23 protein-coding genes and 1 other annotated feature are annotated in these 26,980 nt (G+C 30.1%); of the genes, 12 read left to right on the top strand and 11 right to left on the bottom strand.

Annotated elements, in window-relative coordinates; genetic code table 11:
* Positions 1-332 precede the first annotated feature (332 nt).
* The 6 genes from ACERKK_RS02890 to ACERKK_RS02865 all read left to right on the top strand — a co-directional run bounded on the left by ACERKK_RS02890 (position 333) and on the right by ACERKK_RS02865 (position 8,901).
* Complete coding sequence (locus tag ACERKK_RS02890; protein ID WP_373771574.1) at positions 333-1,463, top strand: CoA ester lyase; 1,131 nt, start codon at positions 333-335, stop codon at positions 1,461-1,463.
* 12 nt (positions 1,464-1,475) lie between these two features.
* The gene (locus ACERKK_RS02885; protein ID WP_373771573.1) at positions 1,476-3,995 is read left to right on the top strand and encodes an aldolase/citrate lyase family protein; all 2,520 of its coding nucleotides are present in this window, start codon (positions 1,476-1,478) and stop codon (positions 3,993-3,995) included.
* Positions 3,996-4,005: 10 nt separating this feature from the next.
* Positions 4,006-5,067 (top strand): MaoC family dehydratase, encoded by a 1,062-nt coding sequence (locus tag ACERKK_RS02880; RefSeq protein WP_373771572.1) that lies wholly within the window; start codon positions 4,006-4,008, stop codon positions 5,065-5,067.
* Between the two features lie 143 nt (positions 5,068-5,210).
* Positions 5,211-6,194 (top strand): CoA ester lyase, encoded by a 984-nt coding sequence (locus ACERKK_RS02875; RefSeq protein ID WP_373771571.1) that lies wholly within the window; start codon positions 5,211-5,213, stop codon positions 6,192-6,194.
* Positions 6,195-6,402: 208 nt separating this feature from the next.
* A complete protein-coding gene (locus tag ACERKK_RS02870) occupies positions 6,403-7,896 on the top strand; it encodes a fumarate hydratase (RefSeq protein WP_373771570.1) in 1,494 nt (497 codons plus the stop codon).
* 171 nt (positions 7,897-8,067) lie between these two features.
* Entirely contained in the window at positions 8,068-8,901 is an 834-nt protein-coding gene (locus ACERKK_RS02865; protein ID WP_373771569.1) for a DUF5718 family protein, read from the top strand.
* A gap of 50 nt (positions 8,902-8,951) precedes the next feature.
* Here ACERKK_RS02865 and ACERKK_RS02860 read toward each other — a convergent pair whose 3' ends face one another.
* The gene (locus ACERKK_RS02860) at positions 8,952-9,296 is read right to left on the bottom strand and encodes a hypothetical protein (RefSeq protein ID WP_373771568.1); all 345 of its coding nucleotides are present in this window, start codon (positions 9,294-9,296) and stop codon (positions 8,952-8,954) included.
* Between the two features lie 235 nt (positions 9,297-9,531).
* On the opposite strand from ACERKK_RS02860, the gene ACERKK_RS02855 reads away from it, so the two are divergent.
* From ACERKK_RS02855 to ACERKK_RS02830, 6 genes are all read left to right on the top strand, one after another.
* The gene (locus tag ACERKK_RS02855) at positions 9,532-10,824 is read left to right on the top strand and encodes an NCS2 family permease (RefSeq protein ID WP_373771567.1); all 1,293 of its coding nucleotides are present in this window, start codon (positions 9,532-9,534) and stop codon (positions 10,822-10,824) included.
* A gap of 9 nt (positions 10,825-10,833) precedes the next feature.
* Positions 10,834-11,280 carry a phosphoribosyltransferase gene (locus tag ACERKK_RS02850; protein WP_373771566.1) on the top strand — a complete coding sequence of 149 codons (447 nt, stop codon included), beginning with the start codon at positions 10,834-10,836 and terminating at the stop codon, positions 11,278-11,280.
* A 124-nt stretch (positions 11,281-11,404) separates the two neighbouring features.
* A complete protein-coding gene (locus ACERKK_RS02845; protein WP_373771565.1) occupies positions 11,405-11,692 on the top strand; it encodes a hypothetical protein in 288 nt (95 codons plus the stop codon).
* 63 nt (positions 11,693-11,755) lie between these two features.
* Complete coding sequence (locus tag ACERKK_RS02840; RefSeq protein WP_373771564.1) at positions 11,756-12,142, top strand: DUF423 domain-containing protein; 387 nt, start codon at positions 11,756-11,758, stop codon at positions 12,140-12,142.
* 3 nt (positions 12,143-12,145) lie between these two features.
* Positions 12,146-12,949 (top strand): ion transporter, encoded by an 804-nt coding sequence (locus ACERKK_RS02835; protein WP_373771563.1) that lies wholly within the window; start codon positions 12,146-12,148, stop codon positions 12,947-12,949.
* Positions 12,946-13,683 carry a hypothetical protein gene (locus tag ACERKK_RS02830; protein ID WP_373771562.1) on the top strand — a complete coding sequence of 246 codons (738 nt, stop codon included), beginning with the start codon at positions 12,946-12,948 and terminating at the stop codon, positions 13,681-13,683. Before ACERKK_RS02835 ends, ACERKK_RS02830 begins: the two co-directional genes overlap by 4 nt.
* Here the strand turns inward: ACERKK_RS02830 and purR are convergent.
* From purR to ACERKK_RS02780, 10 genes are all read right to left on the bottom strand, one after another.
* Positions 13,619-14,440 carry a pur operon repressor gene (gene purR, locus ACERKK_RS02825; protein WP_373771561.1) on the bottom strand — a complete coding sequence of 274 codons (822 nt, stop codon included), beginning with the start codon at positions 14,438-14,440 and terminating at the stop codon, positions 13,619-13,621. The genes ACERKK_RS02830 and purR overlap by 65 nt on opposite strands.
* A 291-nt stretch (positions 14,441-14,731) precedes the next feature.
* Positions 14,732-15,463 carry a DUF4397 domain-containing protein gene (locus ACERKK_RS02820; RefSeq protein WP_373771560.1) on the bottom strand — a complete coding sequence of 244 codons (732 nt, stop codon included), beginning with the start codon at positions 15,461-15,463 and terminating at the stop codon, positions 14,732-14,734.
* A gap of 98 nt (positions 15,464-15,561) precedes the next feature.
* Positions 15,562-16,254, bottom strand: a complete 693-nt coding sequence (locus tag ACERKK_RS02815) for a class D sortase (protein WP_373771559.1) — start codon at positions 16,252-16,254, stop codon at positions 15,562-15,564.
* Between the two features lie 51 nt (positions 16,255-16,305).
* On the bottom strand, positions 16,306-21,213 hold the full coding sequence (locus tag ACERKK_RS02810; protein WP_373771558.1) for a SpaA isopeptide-forming pilin-related protein: 4,908 nt from the start codon (positions 21,211-21,213) through the stop codon (positions 16,306-16,308).
* A gap of 447 nt (positions 21,214-21,660) precedes the next feature.
* Entirely contained in the window at positions 21,661-24,072 is a 2,412-nt protein-coding gene (leuS, locus tag ACERKK_RS02805; RefSeq protein WP_373771557.1) for a leucine--tRNA ligase, read from the bottom strand.
* 88 nt (positions 24,073-24,160) lie between these two features.
* Positions 24,161-24,362: a binding site (T-box leader), on the bottom strand.
* Positions 24,363-24,494: 132 nt separating this feature from the next.
* Positions 24,495-24,863: a NifB/NifX family molybdenum-iron cluster-binding protein gene (locus ACERKK_RS02800; protein ID WP_373771556.1), complete on the bottom strand. Its 369-nt coding sequence runs from the start codon at positions 24,861-24,863 to the stop codon at positions 24,495-24,497.
* Between the two features lie 96 nt (positions 24,864-24,959).
* Complete coding sequence (locus ACERKK_RS02795; RefSeq protein WP_373771555.1) at positions 24,960-25,079, bottom strand: DUF5320 domain-containing protein; 120 nt, start codon at positions 25,077-25,079, stop codon at positions 24,960-24,962.
* 228 nt (positions 25,080-25,307) lie between these two features.
* Entirely contained in the window at positions 25,308-25,700 is a 393-nt protein-coding gene (locus ACERKK_RS02790; protein ID WP_373771554.1) for a DUF134 domain-containing protein, read from the bottom strand.
* Between the two features lie 130 nt (positions 25,701-25,830).
* On the bottom strand, positions 25,831-26,187 hold the full coding sequence (locus ACERKK_RS02785; protein ID WP_373771553.1) for a NifB/NifX family molybdenum-iron cluster-binding protein: 357 nt from the start codon (positions 26,185-26,187) through the stop codon (positions 25,831-25,833).
* Positions 26,187-26,980, bottom strand: a 794-nt coding sequence (locus ACERKK_RS02780; RefSeq protein ID WP_373771552.1) for a P-loop NTPase, incomplete at its 5' end; no start/stop codon positions are given. The genes ACERKK_RS02780 and ACERKK_RS02785, both read right to left, overlap by 1 nt.

Raw genomic sequence — 26,980 nt, 5'->3', positions numbered from 1 at the left:
TATCTTTAGAAAATTATTATTTTTTTATTTAATAAAAAAACAAACTTTTATTAAAAAATGTGTAAAAATTTCAAAATTTCATAAAAATTAAAAATTAAAAATTAACAGAATAGATAAGAAATGTATCAAAATCATCTTTTTAAATATTGCTAAACCCCTTATTTTATAGGCTTTTATAAGCTTAGATAAAATTAATCTTAACTTTAAATACTATTTTTTTTTATATTAAAACAATTCATTTTAAATGCTGTATAACTTTCCTATCAGTTTTGCGGCTATAATCACAAAGTTAAAAAACATAATAAAAAAACAAAAAATGAAAGGTAGATGAAATGACTTCTGCAATAGATTTATCTAAGTTAACAGCAAATGATGATTTGACACCAGTTTTAGGTGGATACTGGCCTGGTATTCAAATTTATTACCCGCCAATTAAATTTAACCCACTTGATGGAACATATGAAAGTATGGAACAAGCTAAATTAAGATTACAAAAACATGCTTATAAAACAAAAGCACACACTGTACTATTTGATTTAGAAGATGGTTGTAGACAAAAAGAGATGAGTAGAGAACTTTTAATTCAAGAACTACCAAAGTTTCCTGAAAGAAAATTTCAAATTGCTGTAAGAATTAATCCATTCAGAACAGATGAGTATGAAGAAGATTTAAAAATGTTAAAGCAAATTCATAAATACATTGATGTAATTGTTTTAGCAAAAGCTGGAGAAGTTTATGGTTCAGCTGAAATTAGAGATTTATCTTCTTGGTTAGTTTCAATTGGAAGTAATTTAACAATTCAACCAATTATTGAGCATCCTAAATCATTACAAATTGCAGATAGATTAATGGAACACTCAACTGTTAAACATGTTGTTTTTGGAATTCACGATTTCTCTAAAGCTATGGCTTATAAAATCACACCACAAGGTTGGATTGATGAGTTAGAAACTTTCTTTAATATGCTTACTATGGAAGCAAGAGTTAAAGGTGCTGGAGTTATTGGTGGAGTTGAAGTTATGTTAACACCACACTCTTTACCTGATCATTGTGTTGAGAAAAAAGATATTAGAAGATGGTTAGATTTACATGGTGATGATGCTTCTAGACATGTATATTCACATGCATTAAGAGAAAATGCTATGGGATTAACTGGAAAACAAGTTATTACACCAAATCATATTAATGTTTGTAAAGTTGCATTTACACCAAGTCCAAAAGAGCTTGAGCATGATATTATTGTTTTAAAAGAAGCTATAAAAGCAGATGCATTATTATCTGGTGCAATTAGATATAAAGGTGAAATGCTTGACCCTCCAATGTTTGGAAAAGCATTACAAAATATTTTAAGAGCTTATGCACTTAGAAGTTTAAATAAAGAAGATGAAATATTTGCATTATCTGTTCTTAATAGAATGCCAATTCATACATTTAAAGAAAACTGGCCATACGGTCAAATTTAATAAGGAGTTATTATGAGTTCAACTGTAAAAATTGATGTACCTGAGTTTTTAAATATTGGAGTAGCTTGTACTTCTTCTCACGTGGGAACACCTAAAGAGAATAGTACTGCTATGATTATTGAAGATGATAAACTTGGTACTGATGAAATCACATATAAAGATTTAGCACAAAAATCTGATCAAATTTGTAACTTCTTAACAGGTTTAGGTTTAGAAGCAAGAGATAGAGTTTTAGTTTGTTTAAAAAACTCTCTTGCTTATCCTATTTCTTTTTTTGGAGCTATTAAAGCAGGTATTATTGCTGTACCAACTTCAACTTTATTATCAGGTTCTGAAGTTAAATATTTAGCAGAAGATTCACAAGCGAGTGCTATTGTATTATCAGCAACTATGTATGATAACTTAGTACCTTACTTAGAAAATCTTGATAACTTAAAAACTATTATTGTTGCTGGTATTGATTCAACTGATGGTCTAAGTATTCCAAAAGGAATGAATGTATATAGTTTTTCAGAAATTTTAGAAAAAACTGATACTACAGCAAATCATTATAAATCAAAATCAGGTGAACCTGCATATTTAGTATATACATCAGGAACAACTGGTTATCCAAAGGGTGTTTTACACTCACATAGATCATTAGTTGGAAGAACTCCTGCAACTGAGTATTGGTTTGATTTTAAAGAGAATGATAGAATCATGCACTCTGGCAAATTTAACTGGACTTATGTATTAGGTTCTGCTTTAATGGATCCATTATTTAATGGTCATACTGTTATTGCTTATGAAGGTGGTAATGATGCAGGAACTTGGATTGAGTTAATTAAAAAACATAAATGTACTATCTTTATTGGAGTTCCAACAATTTATAGACAAATTGTACAAAAAACAGATTTTACAATTGAAGATTGTCCATCATTGAGATATTGTATGTCAGCTGGTGAGCATTTATCAGATGAGATGATTGCATTATGGCAAGATAAATTTAAACAAGATATTTATGAAGCAATTGGTATGTCTGAGTGTTCATACTATATTTCTCACTCTAAAAATAATCCAATTAGACCAGGGTCTGCTGGATTTGTTCAACCAGGACATACAGTTAAACTTTTAGATCCAGATACTTTAGAAGAAGTAGCAAATGGTGAAGAGGGTATGATCTCTATTGGTGAAGATGATCCAGGTTTATTCTTAGAATACTGGCAATTAGAAGAAGAAACTGCAAAAGCAAAACATGATGGATACTTCTTTACAGGTGATTACGCTAAAAGAGATGAAGATGGTTATATCTGGTTTGTTGGTAGAAAAGATGATATTATCAATACTATGGGATTTAGAGTATCTCCACATGAAATTGAAAGAGTTGTAAAAACTCATGATGCCGTAGCTGATTGTGTTGCTTTTGGTCTTGATATAGAAAAAGGTAAAACACTTGTAGCTATCTCTGTAATCGGATATGAAGATTTAAGTGAAGAAAAAGAAGCTGAAATATTAAAATTTGCTCAAGATAATTTAGCAAAATATAAAGCACCTAAATTTATTTTTGGTATGAAAGATTATCCAAGAACTAAAAATGGTAAAGTTCTTAGAAAACAGCTTGTTAAACAATTACATGACCAATATCATGCAAAAGAAACAGGTGAAGAAGTTATTGAATATAAAGCTAGAAGATCAATGTTATTTGTTCCTTCTTACAATAAACATAATGTTCAAAAAGCAAAAACTGTTTTAGCTGATACTGTAATTTTTGATCTTGAAGCAATTTTACAAGAACAAAGAGAATCTGGTAGAGCTGTAATTGCAGAAGTTTATAAAGAAGATGGAGCTAAATTTGGTGAATCAGAAAGAGTTCTTAGAATTAATAATCTAGGAAGTGAAGATTTAGCAAAAGATTTAGAATTAGCAAAAAATATTGAACTTGATGCTTTATTATTCTCTAAAATTGAATCAAAAGAAGATGTTTTAGAAGCAGTAAGATTAATTGAAGAAGTTAATCCATCATTATCATTAATGATTATGATTGAAACACCATTAGCAGTTTTAAATATTCAAGAAATCTGTGCAGCATCTCCTAGAGTTGAAGTTGTTGTAGTAGGTTCAAATAAACTTGCAAATAGACTTCAAATTGATATTAAAAAAGGTTCAAAAGCGATGTTTAATTACTTATCGCAAATTGCATTAGCTTCAAAAGCTTACAATAAAACTGTAATTGATGGACCTCACTTTGATGTACATGATGAATTTGCTTGTGAAGATTCAACTAAAGATGCATTTAACTTAGGATTTGATGGTAAGTCATTAATTCACCCAATTCAAATTGAGTATATTAATGATATCTTTACTCCAAAACAATCAGAAGTTGAAGATTATGAAAAAATGATTAAAGCTTACGAAGAAGCTAGAAAAGCTGGTAAAGAAGTAATTTTATTTAATAATAAATTAGTTGATGGTGAAAGAATTAAATGGGCAAACAAAATGATTACATTATATGAAACATATAAATCATTAGGTCAAAACCTATTTAATAAATAAGGAGATATAAGTGTCTAAAATTAATATTGGAAACTTTTTTGAAGATTTCTCAATTGGTCAAAAAATAATTCACCCACTTCCTAGAACAATTAGTGAAGGTGATGTATCTTTATACATCGCTTTTACAGGTTCTAGATTTGCTTTACATTCATCTGATGTAGTTGCATTTGAGATGGGATTTGATAAAAGACCTATTGATGATACATTAATGTTTCATTTAACATTTGGTAAATCTGTTCAAGATATTTCTTTAAATGCAATTGCTAACTTAGGTTATGCAGAAATTGCATTCCCTAATCCTGTTTATATTGGTGATACAGTTTCTATGACTTCATCAGTTATTGGATTAAAAGAGAATTCAAATGGAAAAAGTGGAGTTGTATATGTTCACTCTATTGGTGTAAATCAAGATGGTGCTGAAGTACTTAATTTTAAAAGATGGGTAATGGTTCATAAAAAAGATAAGGAAACTTCAAGTGGTATAAATGAAGTTCCTACTTTTGCAGAAACTACTCCTATTTTAGATCAAATTAATTTACCAGAAATTAAATGTGTTGATACAGATGCTACTGGTGGTAAATATTTCTTCGAAGATTATGAAGTAGGCGAGAGATTAAATCACCCTGAAGGTATTACAGTTGATAATAGTGACCATACTTTAGCAACTAAGTTATACCAAAATAATGCAAAAGTACATTTCAATGATCATATGATGAAATCTACACCAATGGGTGAAAGATTAATGTATGGTGGTATTGTAATTTCAATGGCAAGAGCAATTTCATTTAATGGTTTACAAAATGCACAATTTATGTATGCTATTAATTCAGGTGCTCATGCAAACCCAACTTATGCAGGTGATACAATTTATGCTTATACGCAAGTATTAGAAACAATTGATCATAAAAGAGAAGATATTGGATTATTAAGATTAAGAACGGTTGCTGTAAAAAATCAGAAATCAGATGAGATTGAAAATCCAAAAGGTGAAGATGGTAAGTACTTAAAAAATGTAGTACTTGATTTAGATTACACAGTTGTAATCCCTAAGAAAAAAACAGCTAAGAAGTAAAGATTAAAGGCAACTCGTTGCCTTCTTTAGAGTTTTCCAAAAGAGAGTTCTAAGAACAGGCTTCTTTTAATAGGAATTTACTTCCTATGATAAAAAGAAGACTAAGAATAACAAAAAATTAAATTTAACAAAAGGAAAATATTATGACACACCCTAACGAAGCATTATTTGGTTCTGGAGACAATTTACCAATTATCCCATCTTGTGAGCACTTTGCAGGTAGCGAAAAGCTAATCTTAAAAGGTTTTGAGATGCAAAAAAAACTAGGACCTGTTTTTGATATCACTTGTGATTGTGAAGATGGAGCTGAAACTGGTAAAGAAGTTGAACATGCTGAAATGATCGTAAGAGTTGTTAACTCTGATGCTAACCCATATGGAATGGCTGGAACAAGAATTCACGATTTTGATCATCCAGATTGGAGACAAGATATTGATATTTTAGTACCTGGTGCTGGTGAAAAATTAGCATACATTACTATTCCTAAATCAACTTCTTATGAAGATGCAAAAACTCAAGTTGAATATATTCAAGCTAAATGTAAAGAAGCTGGAATTTCAAGAGAAATCCCAATTCACGTTTTAATTGAAACACATGGTGCTTTAAGAGATGTAGAAAAAACTGCAACTTTACCATGGGTACAAGTTCTTGACTTTGGTTTAATGGACTTCGTATCTGGTTACCAAGGTGCAATTCCTGCTTCTTGTATGAGAAGTCCAGGACAATTTGATCATAGACTAATTGCAGCAGCAAAAGCAAAAGTTGTTCAAGCAGCATTAGAAAATCATATTATTCCATGTCATAATGTTACATTAGACTTAAAAAACCCATACCAAACTTACAAAGATGCTGAAAAAGCTAGAAATGAGTTCGGATTCTTAAGAATGTGGTCTATTTACCCAACACAAGTTCAGGCTATTGTTGATGCAATGAAACCAGACTTTACAGAATTAGAAGCTGCACAAAATATTTTACTTGCAGCTCAAGATGCTGAGTGGGGACCAATCCAGTACGATGGTGAGTTACACGATAGAGCAACTTACAGATATTTCTGGGAATTAGTTCAAAGAGCTAACTATTCAGGAGCTAAATTAAAAGATGAAGTTTCAAAAAGATTCTTCTCTTAATTACCCTTTTACTTAAGACCTTTTGGTCTTAAGTACACTTACACAAGCAAAATTTCAAAAATTAATTTTTATATCATTAAAACCATATCTTTCTTAGATGTGAAAAGATAACACTTTTTAAAAATAAAATTTATTTTATTTAATAAAAAAAGTTTTTTTCATCTACTCATTGGTATAATATTGTAATTTCTAAGCAAAAAGGAAAAAGATGAGCGTAATAAAACAACAAGATATAATCGATAGTATAGCTGATGCATGTCAATATATTTCATATTTTCACCCAGAAGATTTCGTAAAAGGAATGGTTGAGGCTTATGAAAATGAAGAATCAGAAGCTGCTAAAAATGCTATTGGTCAAATTTTAATTAACTCTAAAATGTGTGCATTAGGTCATAGACCATTATGTCAAGATACGGGTTCTGTGAATATTTTTGTTAGAGTTGGTTTAAATGCTAACCTAGAATTAACTAAAGAATTAGTTGATGTTTTAAATGAAGGTGTAGCAAAAGGTTATACTAATCCAGATAATACTTTAAGATATTCTGTTGTTTCTGATCCTGCAGGAAAAAGAACAAATACAAAAGATAATACACCTGCTGTTATTCATGTAACTGTAGATAATTCAGATGAATTAGATATTACTGTTGCTGCTAAAGGTGGTGGAAGTGAAAATAAATCTAAATTTGCAGTATTAAATCCAAGTGATTCAATTTATGATTGGGTTATGGCAAATGTTAGAGAAATGGGTGCTGGATGGTGTCCTCCTGGAATTTTAGGTATTGGAATTGGTGGAAATCCTGAAAAAGCTATGCTTCTTGCAAAAGAGTCTTTAATGGGTCACGTTGATATTCATGAATTAAAAGCTAGAGGTCCTCAAAATGCTTTAGAAGAATTAAGATTAAAACTTTATGAAGATATTAATAAAATTGGAATTGGTGCACAAGGTTTAGGTGGATTAACAACAGTTGTTGATGTTAAAATCTTAGATTACCCTTGTCATGCTGCTTCTTTACCAGTTGCTATGATTCCTAACTGTGCTGCTACTAGACATATTCACTTTAAATTAAAAGGTGGAGAAGGTGCAGCTAAATTTGAAAAACCAGATTTAGATATTTGGCCAGATATTGAATTACCAATTGACAGTATTAAAAAAGTTAATATTGAAGATTTAACAAAAGAGAACTTATCTCAATTTAAATCAGGTGATACTTTATTATTATCAGGAAAAATTTTAACAGCAAGAGATGCTGCTCATAAAAAAATTGTTGAGTACAAAAATGCTGGTAAGCCACTTCCAAATGGTGTTGATTTAAAAGATAGATTTATTTATTACGTTGGACCAGTTGATCCAGTAAGAGATGAAAAAGTAGGACCAGCGGGACCAACTACATCTACAAGAATGGATAAATTTACTAAAGACATGATGGAAATTGGAATCATGGGAATGATAGGTAAAGCTGAAAGAAAACAACCTACAATTGATTTAATTAAAGAGTACAAATCTATGTATTTAATTGCAACTGGTGGAGCTGCATATTTAATTTCTCAATCAATTAAAGATGCTAAAGTACTTGCATTTGAAGAAATGGGAATGGAAGCTATTTACGAATTTGAAGTAAAAGACATGCCTGTTACTGTTGCAGTCGACACTGAGGGTGTATCTATTCACACTACAGGTCCTGCTAAATGGAGAACTATTTAATTACAAAGGCTTAGGCCTTTGTAGTTAATACTCTTTATTTACTCTACTTTATACACCCTCCTAAAATAATCCTTATACTAAAAAACTAGATTCAAACTTTGACTTTAAGAAGAAGTAATAAATGCTATTCTTTCTCAACAAAATATAGACAATGTTATTATAGGAAATTTGATGTTATTAGACGATTTAAAAGATTATTTAGGTTTTGCAGTTGCTGGAAACTTTGCTAATCACTTAGGTGAAGCTGGTGAAGCAGATGAATTCTCTGTTGTTCAAACAGAAGAAAAAGATGCTCCTAAAGGACTATTCCCTTTTTATATTAAAGGACATGAAAGTTTTTTAGGAACATACCCAATATGTGATGAAGTTATTTATGCACATGATAAAGAAGATAAAAATTTACAAGTAGAAGCAGAAGTAGCATTAATTTGTGATTTTGTTTATGAAGATGGAAAAATTGTTGATTTAATACCTAAGTATTTTTCTGCATTTAATGATTGTTCAATTAGAGTAAATGATGGAAATAAATTAAGTACAAAAAAGAACTGGGGTGAAAATACAAAAGGTATTTCACAAGATATTATTCCAATTGATTCTTTTGATGAAAAAGGTGTATTAAAAGATTATCATATTGCTTCTTTTATTAGAAGAGATGGAATCTTACATGATTATGGTACTACATGTGCTGTATCTTCATATAGTTATTTTTATAAACAATTAAAAGATTGGATTATTAATAAATTTAATACTCAAGAAGATTGTGGACCATTAGAGAGTATTCCACCATTTTTAAAAAATATAGATGGTGCTAAGGGAATTTTAATTGCAGCTGGTGCAACAGCATATACAGATTTTGGGAAAAAGAACTTCTTAAAAAGAGGTGATGAAATCTTTGTTTATGTATATAATGCTCATGCCCATAGTTTCTTAGATATTATGAATGATATGAGTGGTATGGATATTTACCTAGGACAGTGTTCTAAACTACATCAAATAGTTAAATAATATTTATATTAATCATAGCAGAAACTTGAATTTATAATTCAAGTTTCTTTTTATCCTGAACATGAGTTATTTGTAAAATCTGTTTGATTATTACTTCCTTCTTTAAGAGAAAATATAATTTTGTATTTTCCTTCTTCTGTATCTTGAATATCATATTTAAATTCTTTTTGGATTCTTGGAAATAAACCCATTGGTGGTTTTGTGTTAATCATAATGAGTTTTGATAAATTATCCTTAAGTAATTGTAATCCAGCCATGGCATTAAGCATTGGTTCAGGAGCTGCAAAATCTGAAGTGTCAAAATAATAATTTGTAGTTTCATCTTCATAATATTTATAAAAATCAACTGTTGAACCTTCTACTTCAATTTTTTCTGCATTTTTTAATAATGACATTTTAATCTCCCAATTAATAATTTTATATATTGTATTATTTTTAGAAATAAAAAGCATTGATTGTTATCAACATTTTAATAAGTAAAATTCATATTTTATGTATATAAGTCACTTATTTTATGTATATTTTCTATATAAATTAGAAAATATATGTAATTAATTCTGTTTTTTATATTAAAATTTACTTAAGTTTGAGTATAATTTGCGCTTGATTTTAAAAAATAAGGATATCTTTGTGAACTTCTTTAAATTAAAAGAACGTAATACAACAGTAGGAACAGAGTTTTCTGCTGGATTTACTACCTTTTTAACAATGATGTATATAGTTCCTGTTAATGGGTTTATTTTAGCTGATGCTGGTTTACCAATGGATGCGGTTGTAACTGCAACTGCACTTATTACTATAATTGCAACATTGTTTTCAGGACTTTGGGGTAATACACCAATTGCTATGAGTGTTGGTATGGGTCTTAATGCTTATTTCTCATATGGTTTAGTATTAGGAATGAAAATACCTTGGGAAACTGCTTTAGGTATTGTTTTCTTATCTGGTGTATTATTTGTTCTTTTATCCTTAACAAATTTTAGAGTATGGATTATGACTTCTATACCTATGAGTTTAAGACGGGCTATTAGTGCTGGTATTGGCTCTTTTATTGCCTTTGTTGGATTAAAACAAATGGGAATGATTACTGGTAATGAAGCTACTTTAGTATCATTAGGTGATTTTTCAAATCCAAATGTTTTACTTGGAGTATTGGGTTTAATTTTAGCATTTTCTTTTTATGCTTATAAATTAAAGGGTGCGTTTATCTTTTCAATTGCAATTACATCAATTGTAGCATGGTTCTTTGGTTTAGGAGAAATTCCTAAAGAGGTGATTGCAATGCCATCATCAATTTCTCCAATTTTTATGAAACTTGATATTATGAGTGCACTTTCTTTATCTTTATTACCTGTAATTATTACATTTTTAATTACTGATATGTTTGATACTTTAGGAACACTAACAGGTGTTGGAACTCGTGCTAAATTATTTCAAGAAAATAATAAAGATGATAAATCATTACAAAAAACACTTGAAGCAGATGCTATTGCTACAACGGCTGGAAGTTTAATAGGTGTTTCTACTACTACTGCATTTATTGAAAGTGCATCAGGTGTTGAAGCTGGTGGAAGAACTGGTTTAACTGCTGTATTTACAGCAATGTTTTTTGTTACAACTTTGTTTATGTTGCCATTATTTAAATCAATTCCTTCAAATGCAATTTATCCTGTATTAGTTGTAGTTGGTGTATTAATGTTTACAGAACTTGGAAAAATCAATTTTGAAGATTCTGATTTAGCTACAAGTGCAGCGGCATTTTTAATTGTTATATTAATGCCATTAACTTTTTCTATTACAAATGGAATAGCAGCAGGATTTTTAGTTTATACAATAATTAAATTAGCTAAAAAAGAGTTTAGTGATTTAAATATTGGAATTTTAGTAATAACACTAATTAGTGCATTAGCATTTATTTTATAAGGAATTTTTTTGGAAAAGCTATATTATAGTTATGATTTATTTAAAGAAGACACTCAAAAGTTAGTTAATAGTTGTAGAGATTATGAACCTGATGTTTTATTAGCAGTAGCAAGAGGTGGTTTAACACTTGCTCATTTAATGGCACAAGCAATGGATATGAGAAACTTATACTCTTTAAATTCTATTCATTATGAAGGTGAATTAAAATTAGATACATTTAATGTATTTAATATTCCTGATGTTTCTCATGCAAAAAGAGTTTTAATTATTGATGATATTGTTGATTCAGGTGAAACTATGCAAGAAATTTTAAAACTATTACATGCAAAATTTCCTAATGTAGAATTTAAATTAGCAACATTATTTTATAAAAGTACTGCTGTTTTAAAACCTGATTATTCAGTTAGAGAAGCAAATGAATGGATTGATTTCTTCTGGGAAGTTGACGTAGTATAATTAAAAGTAAAAATAGTACTTTTATCTATAAAATATATATTTTCTATATATTATTTTGATTATTTTCAGAAACTTCAAGGCTTAGTTTTGTATAATAATTAAAATTTAATATATGGGAATATAAATGACATTTATCGAGTTCAAAAAATTACTTTTAGATGCAGAGCTTACAATACCAAAGTTTACAGCTTTAATTAAAGTTAGTGAAAAAAATATTCAAGCTTATAAAAAGAAGAAAGAAGTTCCTAATGCAATTGCTGCGATTGCTGCTTGTTTTGCAAAGATGAATCAAGATGATGTTGATTTTAAATCATTAATCAATGATTTAGATTTAAAGAAAAAAGAGAAAAAAGGTGCTGGTTTTTCTAAAGATAAAGAATCAAAAGAAAAAGCTAAAAAAATAGCGGAATAGTAAAATAATTTATTAACCTTTTTTCGATATACTTCGCCAAAATTAATCTTTTGGGAAGTATTCATGATTTTAAATCAAAACTCTAAAAAATTTTTAGCAATTTCATCATTTATGATGGCTTTAGCTATTGCTTTGGGTGCATTTGGTGCTCACGGTCTTAAATCTATAGTTAGCGATTCTATGCTTATTGTTTATAAAACAGGAATTGACTATCACTTTTATAATACACTTGGACTTTTTGCTGTTTCATTTATGATTAGTATGAAACCTGATTGTAAAAAATTAATTATATCAGCATGGCTAATTGTTATTGGAATGATTATCTTTTCATTTTCATTATATTTACTTGTACTTCTTAATTTACCAATTTTAGGTGCTATTACTCCTATTGGTGGAACATTACTGATTATTTCATGGCTTATTGTAGCTTATAGTTTAATCAAGGAATAACTAATGACAGCGATGGAAAAAATACAAGAAGTTAGAGATTCAAAATGGTTTTCAAATTTAACAACACTAATTATTTTAGCTTATGCTTCAATATTAGGATTTAAAACATTAGATGAGGTAAAAGGAGAGTATGATTTATTCTTAACTTTTGCAGATCATTTTGTAACTGTATATTTTGTTTTTGAATTAGCAATTAAAATGGTTGCTGAAAAGAGATTTTTAAATTTCTTTAAATCAGGATGGAATATTTTTGATTTTGTTATTGTATTTATTACTCTTTTACCATTAGAATCATCAAGTTTTGCTGCAATTGCAAGACTTATGAGAGTATTTAGAATTTTAAGATTATTTACAGCAAGACCTGAATTAAAATCAATTATTGATATGTTAATTAAAGCAGTACCATCAATTATTGATATTGTGATTTTAATGTTTATTATTTTTTATATCTATGCAATTATTGGAAGTTTCTTTTTTGTAGATTTACCATCTGGGCTTTGGAAAGATTTCTTAATATCTATGCTTACACTATTTAGAGTTCTTACTTTTGAAGATTGGACAGATGTAATGTATGAAGCTATGGAAGTATATCCATGGGCATGGGTTTATTTTGTATCATTTGTAATTATTGCAGCATTTGTATTTTTTAATCTTTTTGTTGCTGTTATTATTGGAGAAATGCAAAAACTTCAAGAGAGTGAAATGAAAGAAGAAATACATGCAGATAGTTTAAAACTTGATGTATTACTTGAAGAGATAAAAGCTTTAAGAAGTGAAGTTAAAGAGCTAAAAGAAAAAGATAAATGAAAACTTTTTCTATCTTAGGTACAGGCTTCTTAGGTTTAGCATTAGCAAGAGAGCTTAGAGCTAATTATAAAGTTAAAGTTTCTATTAGAACAAAAGATAAATATGATGATTTAATAAATGAGGGATTTTTTCCTTATTTATTAAACGAAGATAATTTTTCTTTTTTAGATGAATTATTAGATACAGACTATTTATTTATTAATTTCCCACCAACAAAATCAAAAAACTATCTTGAATTTTTAGATAAAATTTATTCACATAAAAAAATAGCTAATATAAAAAAGATTATATTTATAAGTTCCACTTCAATATATCCAAATGAAAACGCTAACTTTACTGAAGATTTTAAAATAAAAAATAGTGTTTCAAAAATTGTTTTTGATGCAGAAGAGTTAATAAAAAACAAAACAGATATTATTTTTAGATGTGCTGGTCTTATGGGTGAAAATAGAATTGCAGGAAAATATTTTTCAAATAAAGTTGTAGATTTTAAAGACAAAAAAGTAAACTATGTACATAGAGATGATGTTATAAATGCTTTAAAATTTATAATACAAATAGATAAAAATGGAATTTTTAATTTATGCTCAAAAGAACATCCTACAATAGAAGAAGTTTATTTAATAAATGCAAAAAAATATATTCATTTTTGGGAAAAAAAATATGAAATTATTTTAACAATTTATAATTTGGCTCTATTTCTATTATTCCTTCTCTTTCACTTATTTGATTAAGCACTAAAAGTGACATATAGCTATCAACTAACTTTTTTTCTGGTGTCTTTGTTTCTATTACAACAGCAGTCCCTACAACCTCTGCATTGAATTCTCTCATCATGTCAGACATTCCTTTGCAAGTTCCGCCACCCTTCATAAAATCATCAACAATCAATACTTTTGAATTTTCTTTTAAAGACCTACGAGATAAAGACATGGTCTGAATGTTATTTGACGAGCCAGAAACATAGTTGATGCTTACAGTTGACCCTTCTGTTACCTTGTTGTTTCGCCTTATTACAGCAACTGGAACATTTAATTTTTGAGCAGTCATTACTGAAACAGGTATGCCTTTTGTTTCAACAGTAATAACATAATCTATTTTAATATTAGAAAATTCCGAAGAAATAATCTTTGCTATATTGGTAACAATGTTAGGGTTATTGAATATGTCAGTCATGTAAATAAATCCACCTGGCAATATTCTATTTTTTTGAGAAAACAGCAAGCATAATTCTGATACAATATCCTTTTTTTCTTTTATCCCCATAATTGGAATAAACACAGCCCCACCAGATGCTCCAGAGATTGTTTCGACTTTCCCATATTCAAGCTCACAAACAAGCTGTTTGACTATTGCAACATCTTCACTTATTGTTGATTTTGCAGCATTAAAAAGTTCTGAAAAATAGTTGTAAGAGAATACATAGTTTGGTTTTTCAGAAAAAATTTTCATTAATGCGCCGATTCTTTGGTTTCTTTTATATTTTTTCATATTATCTCCGTACGAATATTTTTAATAATTATACAATAAATGTTCGTATAATTCAACATCTATTTAAATTTCATACTTAGTATAATCATTTCATAAAAAGTTGAAGTAAATTTTTGTCCAATTGTATGTAATAAAAATATAGCTTGGTCAATACCTAAACAAGCTATACTCACAGTTTTTTTACACATATTGTTATAGACTACATTTATAGTATAATTACAAAAACATTGCAGTGCAATTAAATAATTGCTTTGTTGAAATAAAAAACAAGCAGCAACGCTTGTTTTTATTTCAACATATATCTAGATAATTAACCCCCTCTTCAGGAATTATAATTTTAATATTGCAATTATTACTTTCTTTACCTACAACAAACAATGTGTAATGCATCCTAGGAGCAAAATCAATATTTGGAACTTTAAGTAAATTATTTTTACCATCATGCGTTCTTAAAACTAATTGATAAGTTCCCGTTGGAACTGCTACATTGTTTGATACATCTCCGTAATTTATACCAGAAAACAAAACTGTACCATCCGAAGTTGCTAATTCGAAATTCTCTGAATCAAATAACATATTTGCCATTTTCACTGTTGAAAACGTCCTAGGAATAAAGTTTTCCTTAGCTTCTGGAATAATTAATATATTAATATCTGTTGGGTCTTTTTCATCTATTGCGATTACACCAGTATAAGCTAAGTTTTTATCTATATTTACATTTGTTTCAAATATTATTTTCTCATTTCCACATGATTCATGAATGACAATATGATAGGTTCCAGGTGCAAATTGAACATATCTTGTGTATTCTCCTGATTTCAAATTTTCTGCCATAAGTATTTCATTGATTTGTATATTCAATGATTTATCAGCACATGTGCTGAGTACCCTAAAATAAGATTTTTTGCAAGAACAGTTTCCTAGATGCGTTAAATCGTTGTTTTTAAAGTAGTCTAAATATCCATTTAAAAGTGGATATTTTTTGTAAGTATCTATATATTTTTCATAATTATATGAATTCATAAATTCACCCCTTTTCATATTATATTATATGAAAAGGGGTGATAAATGTTCTGAAGTCCAAAAGAAGGCTTTTAGCAATAACCATGTTAAATTGTTTTTCAATTATTAGAACCTTCATCTAACAGAACGGCCTTTACAACTAATCTATCAGTATATATTCCTATAGGTGTACACGTAATCATAGTTATTTCAGCATTCCCTGTATCGTTTAAAACCCAAGTTTCCTCAGGGCTAACAACAAAAGATTCAGTAACTTCATAGGTATAGGTGTATGTATCTTTTCTTATAATAATCTCGTCTCCTATTTCAAGTTCGTCTATTCTTCTAAAAAAATGCCCATACACATAATTTCTGTGTCCTAGCAATACACAATTTCCTTGTTCCCCAGGATTTGCTGTTTCTGGGTAGTGTCCCACTGCGTATTTTAAAGCCTTGTCATCAGTTCCTTCAAGTATGGCTGCCCCCACATTAATTTTGGGGATTTCAATTATACCACTAATTTCTTGACCACCAAATAATTTTTTGCGTTCATTTATTTCGTCTTCTACAGTCTTTGGTTCTTTTTCATCCTCTTGTTCTTTTTCAGATGAAATTTCAATTTTTTCTTCATTTTCAATTTCGGAGTGCTCTTGCTTGTCAGCGGTTTCTAATGTTTTTAACTCGCTTATATACTCCGAGTATTCTTCCATGATTCTATGCTGATAATAATCAGTTGTTATATTTTGAAACAGCGCAACAATTATTATTACAATGCCTGCACCAATTAAAATATATGGAAAATATTTTTTCATAAATTCTATCCTTTTAAAACAGGAGGAACTAAAGTTCCTCCCATTGGTTTATTAACCTATAATTTTTCTTTTAATCAATACTGTACCTGCTAGAATCAGCATAATACCTATGACTAGCAAAATCCATGTGTTTAATATTGAACCAGTGTCAGGCAACGTTACATTGCCTTCAGGAACAATTGGATCTTCAATTTCTTCCCAACCCATTGGAACATTAGGATCATCTATTAAAGTTTCAGACAAAACATTGGTAAATTTGTAAGTATATGTTTTAGCATCAGTTATTTCAACAACTTTTGCTTTAGAAACCAATTCATATCCTTCAGGTGCGTTCATTTCCATTACTGAATATGTTCCCGAAGAAAGATTGTCAAACATCACTTTACCATTAATATCTGATATTACGGTTCTTAACAGTTCTCCACTTTCATTGTAAAGGGCAAATTCTGCTCCTTCTAATGGTTGCGAATCTTCATCAACCTTATTTATTAAAATATTTCCCCTTGTAGTTGTTATTACACCAGTTTCACTTAATTTATTTTTAAAATTAAATGTAATCATTTGTGCATCAGCAACAGTAACTTTGATTACTTCACTGCTTAACTCATATCCTTCAGGAGCCTGAGTTTCCTTTATTGTATATACACCTAATGGCACATTTTCAAATACACCACGACCGTTAACTGTTTTCATATTTTCCAAAACATTGCCGTTTTCATCATATAAATTAAACCATGCATCTGAAATCATTTTTCCATCTTCATCAGTTTTTATGATTTCTATTTCACCAAACACTGGAACTACTTCTTTTTCATTTTCAAATGTAAAAGTTTTGGTTTCACCATTGTTGATTTTAACAGTTGTTTCATTATCTGACAATACATATCCATCAGGAGCCTTTGTTTCTTTGATTATATAGTTTCCTAATGCGATCTCTTTAAATGCAAGTATTCCATCAGTACCAGTAACTCCCATTTCTACAGCTATACCGTCTTCATCATATAAAGTAAATTCTGCTCCTTTAAGCACATTGTTGTTTTCGTCTGTTTTCTTAATTGCAATTTTACCAAGAATAGGAGAACTGCTAGGAATTCTACTATTTACAAAAGTTGCAACTCCATCAACTTGCTGCTCGTCCATAGTAATTATTACTTCTGCGCCTTCAGGTTCTTCATTTTCTTTTACTTCAACTGATACAACCGTTTCAGATTTGTAATAACCTGAAGGGGCTTTAGTTTCTTTTATTACATAGTTTCCAATTGGTACTTTTGTGAATTTTACTTCACCAAAATCATTTGATTCAACCACCTGAACAATTACATCATTTTCACCATAAAGTGTAAATTCTGCACCTGATAATGGATTTTCATTTTTATCAGTTTTCATTACTTCAAAATCTATTGTATAATTTTCAACAGTTACACTACTTACTACTTCATCATTAACCATTAATTCCACATCTGCATCTATTAAGTTTTCATTTCTTGTTATAACAGCTGTAATTTCATCTGAAGATTTATAATATCCATCTGGTGCCTTAGTTTCTTTTATTGTATATGTTCCAAGGGCCATGTGTTCAAATTTAACATCTCCATTTTCATCTGAAGTTGCCGTTTCTACAGCAGTTTGTTCAGAATCATATATTGTAAATTCTGCTCCTGGTAATGGATTACCTACGCTATCAGTTTTATTTAAAACTACATCTCCATAAACATCCACAAGTTCATCTGTTACAATGAATGGGTTTTGAGATCCAATTCCATCATTAAATATTATTTCAACTTTTTTTTCACTTTCGGTAATCACAACCTCTACCTTTATATCATTTACTGCCTTATATCCCGTTGGTGCTTTAGTTTCTCTTATTGTGTATATGCCATTTTCAACATCCTTAAAAACAATTTTTCCATCAGAACCACTTGTAACTGCAGTTCCTACAATTTCGTCACCATTAAGCAATGTAAACTCTGCACCAGATAAAGGACCATTTTCATCTTGTTTAATAAGCTCAATATCTGCTTTAGTCTTAGTATTGTATATTAACTCCGTTTGAACTCCATCTACAGAAGAATCTACATTCAAAATAATCGTTTGATTGTCATTAGTAAAATATCCTTCTGGAGCCTTTGTTTCTACTAAATTGTATATGCCTTCTCCTATTTTTAATGGAAAAAGAATTTCACCATTTACATCAGTAGTTCCTTCCATTAATTTAATATTATTTGAATTATAAAGAGAGAATTCAGCTCCATTTAGTTTTTCATCTGACCTATCATCAACCTTAACTAGCTTCAATTGAACTTTTTTTGTAGAACCAGAGCCGCTAAAAAAGTAATTAAAATCTTTTTTAGTAGTCTCTTCAAAACTACTGCTAGTGCTAGTATATGTTAATTTTGCTTCATTAGATATACTTTCATTTGGTGCTCCTAAGAAAATAGATTGATATTCAATATAGTATGCTTTTGTAATTTCATCTTTAAAAGTTAGAGTGAATGTACCATTTATGTTGTCAAAACTTACGTCATAAATATCATTTGCTACTAAGGTTTTAGTTTCTGTAGGTGTACCGTTGTTCAATTCACCTGCCAGTTTAACCTCGTAAACTTTGAAAGAATCCTCCAATATAAATTGATTTGGATTTCCGTCAGCATCTTTTCCTACAGTATCTACAACTTTAACCTCAGAAATTTGAGACTGACTGTAATTTAATTTGAAATTCCAATTTATCAGTGATGTGTTATTAAAACCGCTGCCCTCTTTCGTTATTGTTTCATTTGTGTAGGCAACTGTTACTTCAGCACTGAATTTGGAATTCTCATCATCTCCATCAAATAAATATGCATCATTTTTAACTTTTACATTGCCTTCTGTATCAGGAAAGAAATTGTCAGCATCAAAGGATGTATAAGTAATAACATATGGTCCAGTAATTGTACCCATAGAAATTTCAAAGGCATTTTTTGCTGGATCTAATGTAATAGCTGCTGAAGTAGTAGGTTCCCCAAGCAAATTATAACTACCATCTGCATTTAAAGTTACAGGTTGCACTTTAATAGTGTCTAGTATTACTTCTTGTTCCGCTGGTAATGAATCTTTAAATATGGCCTCTTCAAGAGTATTACTATTAAAATTAATTAATGCAGTCCAATTAAATTTCTTTGTTTCATAATTATATGCTCCGTTCTTAAAACCATTTGCTTTTTGTTTTGCATCGATACTTGCCTGAGCCGTTGCTGACGAATTGTACTCTTTTTCTCCCACATACCACTTAACAGCAGAAGTGTTTTTGTAAGTTCTTTCATTTGTACCTACATCATAAATCTTATAATCTGTTGTAAATCTTATGGTAAAAGGAGTATTTATTGTTAATCCAGGAGTTAAAGTAAAAGTAAATCCTGTTTCACCATTATCTGTAAATGTGTATTGTCCCTCTGTCAACCCAGTTACGTTCAAGGTGCCATCCTTATAATCCATTCCCTCACCAGCATATGTATCGGTAATAACTACGTCTTTCATTGGATAAGAATCTTGATTTACTACAATTTTCCAGTCCATTGTTTTATTATTATAGTCAATTCCTGTTGAGCTTTTAGTAATTGCTGGATTACTGTAATTAAAACTTGATTTGCTAGTCTTGCCATCATTATCCCTTGTTACAATATTAGATACTGTACCGCTTGACACAAAGTAATCTGATTTAATTGTTGTATACTTAATTAGATATGGTACAGTTACATCATTGTTAAATTGTAAAGTATATCCTTTTTTATCTGCATCAATAGTTACTGTATATAAACTACTACTTATAAGCTCATTACTTTCATCATATACTTTAACACCTACTGTATCATCAATTACATGGTCACCTGTAATTTTGTCTGTAAGCTTAGCAGATGATGCAACAATTGTTTTTCGGTTAAAGTTATATTTTACAGTCCATTCAGCACTTGCTCCATAACTATTGGACCTAACAACTGACTTTTCTAAAGGCGTACCCCATTTTACAGTTACTGAATCAGTTGTATTTTTAGTATTACCATTATTTGTTAGGTATGATTTGTTTTCATAAGTAGCTTCACCCTCATCAGAATCATTTTCGTCAATCTTAGATTCATATTCAATTCGATATGCTTTTTTCCCATCTGGTAGATCAAATGATACTTCAGTGTTTTCCGTATTATATGCTGCAGTTATAGCTACTGGAGTTGTACTTGCCGAAACTTCACCCTTAGCATTTACATTAAGTTCATAAACAGTAAGTGAAGCTACTACAAAAGTGTGTTTACCTGCAGAACTTTTTTGTGTTAATATATCTTTAAAACTTGCACTAGAAAGAGTATTTAGTTCAGTATTGACATCTACAACCCAGCTTACAAAATTACTGCTTACTCCGTTGTTTTCAGCTGTCCCTTCTTTAGTAATTGAATTTCCTTCCGCAGGCTTAAAATTTATTATAATATCGTCTTGCCCCGGTAATTTTAACACATATTCCAACAATTCATTAGATTCACTATATTCCGCTCCAACAATTAAAGAAGCGTCTGTTACTGGTAACCCTTGATTTGCATCATCGCGAATCGAACTGTTAAATGTAACGACTACTTTACCGTCTATTATATTAAAAGTTCCAACTGTTCCTAAAGCACCAGAACCATTTACACCACTAAAAATTGATGGAAGTTCATATGTGAGTATGGACCCCTCTCCATAGTTATGCAATGCATCTAATACTATATCAATTTTAATTGTAACTGTATCTCCATTTTGCGGCTCATAATCATCAATCTCCGTAATATCTTTTAGAACCGCATCACTTGATTGAGCTAGTACAGTAACCTTTTTTACGCTGTCCTGTGAAACGATATTTGTTGTTTCAGCCCCTGCAAAATTCAAAGGTACCATTAGCTGCACAAGCATAAAAAGTGCAATTGTTAAACTTATAAATTTTTTTCTGTTCATTCCTTTTCCTCCCTAGTTCAATTGAATTATATTATATTTCTTTTGTTTTTTGTTTTTTTAAAACAAATAAACCTTAATAAATAACAAAATATCTGATTAAAATCAGACATCCCTTGTACCGAATAATAAGCATAAAAAAAATCCTTCATATTTGATAGAATGCCTCGCATTTTTATTCGGCGATACATAATAATAGATACCCTAGATTTCATAGTTTAAACTATTTCTTAAAATTTCACAAATTCAATTATCGATTTTTTAATATTTAATTAATTTGTGTTCTTCTACATATTTATAATACCATTCTTTGCATTTTCGCACAAGCAAAATAATACAAAACAAACCTAATTTTCAACTTTTTTTGTGATTGTTTACAACTAAAAACAAGGAACAAATGAGTTCCTTGTTTTTTCATGTTTTTAAGTTTTCTAAATTCTTAATATTTGATTACTTAACAACGATATTAAATATTTTTCCTGGTACATAAATTTCTTTTACTATTGTTTTTCCTTCTATATATTTGCTGATATTTTCATCTTCAGTTGCTAGTTTTCTTGCAGTTTCTACGTCAGCATCGTTTGACAATGTTATTTTCCCTCTAACTTTACCACTTATTTGAACTGGAAGTTCAACTATTTCATCAATTGTTTTATCTTCATTCCATTCTGGCCAGCTCGCTTGATTTAACATTCCACCATAATTTTGCTCTTGCCAAATTTCCTCTGTAATGTGAGGAGCAACAGGATTTAGCAGTGTTATAAATGTTTTTAATTCATCTTTAGTAGTAAAACCATCATTGAATATTTCATTTACAAAACTCATCATAGTTGCAATAGCAGTATTAAATTTCATCGCTTCATAATCTTCACTGACTTTTTTAATTGTTTTGTGCATTAATGTTAAATGCTTTTGTGAATATCCCTTTTCATCAGTAAGCATATCTTGCATTTTCCATGCCCTATCAAGGAATCTCTTACAGCCCTTCACACTTGCATCATTCCATATAGCATATTTTTCATAGTCTCCTATAAACATGATATATGCTCTTAAAGTATCTGCTCCAAATTCATCAATAATATCATTAGGATTTACAACATTTCCTCTTGACTTAGACATTTTTTCTCCGTCACCACCAAGTATAAGTCCCTGTGCTGTTCTTTTTGCATATGGTTCTGGGAATGGAACTGCTCCAATGTCATATAAGAATCTGTGCCAGAATCTTGAATAAATCAAATGTCTCGTAACATGCTCCATACCACCGTTGTACCAGTCAATTGGTCCCCAATAATTTAAATTTTTCTGAGAAGCCAATGCATCGTGGTTGTTTGGATCCATGTACCTTAAGAAATACCATGAAGAACCTGCCCACTGAGGCATTGTATCTGTTTCTCTCTTTGCATCTTCTCCACATACAGGGCATTTAACATTAACCCATTCTTCAATATTTGCAAGAGGTGATTCTCCAGTTTCAGTAGGTTGATAATCCTCAACATCAGGCAAAAGCAATGGTAATTCATCTTCAGGAACTGGCACCATACCGCAGTGTGGACAATGAATTATTGGAATAGGCTCACCCCAATATCTTTGTCTATTAAATGCCCAGTCCTTCATTTTGTAATTTGTTTTTCTTTCACCCAACTTGTTTTCCAACAAGAAATCAGTTATTTTAGCAATTGCTTCCTTAACGCGCATTCCGTTTAACATGCCAGAGTTTACCATTACACCGTCTTCAACATCTGTGAAAGCTTCTTCTTCTATGTTTCCACCGGCAATTACTTCAATTATTGGAATATTAAATTTCTTTGCAAATTCCCAGTCTCTAGTATCATGTGCTGGAACACCCATTATAGCTCCTGTTCCATAGCCCATCATAACATAATCAGCAACCCACACAGGAACTACTTCCCCTGAAACGGTATTTATAACTGATAATCCCTTTATTTCAACACCAGTCTTGTCTTTTGCAAGTTGTACTCTTTCAAATTCAGTTTTCTTTTTTGACATTTCCTGATATTCATGAATTTCATCTATATTTTCAATTCTATCTGCATATTTTTCAAGTAATGGATGTTCTGGAGATATAACCATGAATGTAACTCCATATAATGTGTCTGGTCTAGTTGTAAATACTCTTAAATTTTCTTCTATATCTTTAAATTTAAAATCAACTTCAGCACCATAAGAACGACCTATCCAATTTTCCTGCTCAAGTTTTATTCTAGAAAGAAAATTTACTTCATTTAATCCTTCAAGCAACTTGTCAGCATATTCTCTGATTTTCAAAAACCAAACATCTTTTTCCATTTGTACAACTTCGCTTCCACATCTATCGCACACACCATTTTGAGACTCTTCATTAGCAAGTACAACCTTGCATTTGTTGCAAAAGTTTACATATGTTTTATCCTTAAATGCCAATCCATGTTTAAATAATTGAACAAATATCCACTGAGTCCATTTGTAATAGTTAGGGTCTGTAGTATCCACAGTCCTAGTCCAGTCAAAAGAATACCCAGCTGCCTTTAATTGAGCTGTAAACACTTTAATATTTTCATCGGTAACTTTTCTTGGATGTTTACCTGTTTGCATAGCATAGTTTTCTGTTGGAAGTCCAAAAGCATCCCAACCAATTGGAAATAATACATTAAATCCTTCCAACCTTCTTTTTCTAGAAATTACTTCAAGAGATGTATATGCACGAATATGGCCAACATGTAGACCTACTCCTGATGGATACGGAAATTCTACCAGACCATAAAATTTCTTTTTTTCGGAATTATCTTGTGCTTTAAAAGTTTCATTTTTTTCCCAAATTTCCTGCCATTTTTTTTCAATGGAATGTGGATTGTATGATTTCATTTTGTTCCTCCATAAATTTTAAATTTTGTAAAAGTTTCATTTTAAAATACATTTGTTCTCTCTTTTCGCATAAAAAAAACTTCCTCCCTGCTGGGACGAAGATCCTCCGCGGTACCACCCAAATTAGGCATTATGCCTCACTCATTATATTAACGGCAATAACCGTTTGAAACTACTTTTTTCGCTTCAAATACTCATGGACGAGTTCAGTTCTCATATTGTCATCTTTCACCGTCTAACGACTCTCTAAAAATATGTACAGACTTACTACTTCCAGTCACAGTAATATATTTACTTATTTTTCTATTATATCAGAACCAAATTTTTAATGCAATAATTAATTGTAACTTTTACAAAAAAAAAGACAAGATTTTCGTTATTCTTGCCCTTTTATTTTTGCTCATTACTATTCTCTTCTTTAATTAATTATCTTTCTGTCCGTGAAAAGAAGAATGGAATTCAGAAATTAATGTTAATTTATCTGATAAAAACTCATCAATATTTTCTTGCAAAGTTCCTGGTATTGATTTATAAACAAATACTTCAGCATTCTTCAATATTTTTTGTGCATTTTCTCCACATCTTGGCGTAATAAGAGCCTTTATGCCGTTATCTGCTATGACTTGTGCAACTCTAATTCCTGCAGCTCCTTGACTAATCACAGCACTATTGTCCAAAAATTCACTTTCTTTTGTTATTGTATTGTGAAAAAGAAAATATGGTGCTCTTCCAAAAGATTCATATACATTACTGCTTAAAGATTTATTTTCTGCTGGTATTGCAATTTTCATAATTTGCCTCTTTTCTTAATTAAATAATCATTAAATACACATTTGCTATATCATTTCAAACCATCTCACTCTTAGTTGATGATTTCTAGACGATTTTTAAGTATTTCTCTTTGTTGTTGAAGAACTTTTATAATTATAAAAGTTGTTTCTCATTCCAAAACATCTACCTGTGTTTGGAACCATTCCCATTGGTCCTGTTCCATCTCCTCTTGGCATAATGTTCCTCCTTTTATTATTGACATATGTCATCTATATTATTATTATACTCTTTATTTGACATATGTCAATAACTATTTTAAATAAAAAATCCCTTTTACCTAAAATTGGGATTTTTTTATTTTTACTAAAATAAATAAGTTTTGTCTTTATTTTAACAATTTTTCTATGCAATATTCAACATTTCTATTACAAACAAAAATCTTCCTTCTCATTTCTGTGAAGTTTCTAATTTTGTTCTGTGTCATTTCCATCTATAAATCTTATTCCATATCTGTGCCTGTGACAGCCTTCACTATTTAAACATTCTTCTTCACCATCACAAAGCTTATAATCTCCGCCTTCAATTCTGAGAACTTTTCCGTTTACTAAAGATTCTGCTATTTTTTTTCTAGCTTCACTGTAAATACCCTGTACGGTTGTACGAGCCACATTCATTTGGTTGGAACACTCTTCTTGGGATAATCCCTCTAAATCAATAAGCCTTATTGTTTCATATTCATCAATGGTCATAACAACAAAATGCTCTCCTTGTGCCGGAGAATCTAATGGTCCATACCGATTGCTGTTAGGTAGACCGCATACTTTTCTCCATTTTCTAGGTCTAGGTATTTTTTTCACCTCATTTCATAGATTGTTACATCTTAGCGACAATCAATAATCGATTTTTTTAACAAGCAGAAGTTTGTTTAAAAATAAAGGAAAGGTATCATTGCCCTTCCCTTAAATCTACTTATCCATTTTATTTACTTTATTCTTCGCACTGGTCACTATGTTGATGTTCGTGACAAACTGAGCCAGTTGATTTTAAAGCACCTAAAAGATACTGTTCAGCAGCTTGTTTTGCATTTCCTCTTGCGCCAATAATTACCTCAATATTTTTTTCATTGAATATGTCTATGGCTCCACCGCCCATTCCACCTGCTATTATTACATTAACTCCTAATTCATTCAAGAAGTTTGGTAAGAAACCAGGTTTATGACCAGGATTCTCTATAGATTTGCTGCTAATAATCTTGTCGTTTTCTGTTTCAAAAATATTAAAATTAACACAATGTCCAAAATGTTCAGTTACCATTTCCTTTTCACTTGCTACTGCTATTTTCATTATTTATTCCTCCATTCATTTTTTTCTAAGATTTCTGCTATATTAATAAATAAATCATCATCACATAACTCAATAGATCCTTTATCACATGAAGATGCAATTACTGGGTCTATAGGAAGTCTTGCCAAAACTTCTAAGTTATGTTTTTTCGCAACTTCTTCTATATTGCTGTCTCCGAATACATTGTATTTTTTATTGCAATCTGGGCATTGGAAATATGACATGTTTTCAACGATACCTATAATTGGAATATTCATGTTTTCAGCCATTTTAACAGCCTTTTCAACTATCATTGAAACAAGTTCTTGAGGAGAAGTTACAATAATTATACCATCTACAGGTATTGATTGAAATACAGTTAAAGGTACATCTCCTGTTCCAGGAGGCATATCAATAAATAGGTAATCTATATCCTTCCAAATAACTTCTGTCCAAAACTGTTTTACTGTATTAGCAATTATTGGACCTCTCCAAATAACTGGGTCTGTATCATTATCTAACAAAAGATTTACAGACATAATATCAATACCAGTCTTGCTTTTAGATGGCAATATTCCAAATCCGTTACCTTTTGCCTTTTCATTTACTCCAAATGCTTTAGGTATTGATGGACCAGTAATATCTGCATCTAAAATTCCAACGGTGTAATCACGTCTTCTCATTGTTACTGCAAGCATTGATGTAACTAGAGATTTTCCTACTCCACCTTTTCCACTTACAACACCAATAACTTTTTTAATATTGCTTAATTCATGGGGTTTCTCTAAAAAATCCATTTTTTCTTTTCTGCTAC

It is taken from the genome of Poseidonibacter sp., assembly GCF_041821165.1.
GTDB lineage: Bacteria > Campylobacterota > Campylobacteria > Campylobacterales > Arcobacteraceae > Poseidonibacter.
The sequence above is the reverse complement of the archived record's forward strand: the minus strand, read 5'-3'. Positions and strand labels throughout refer to the sequence as shown.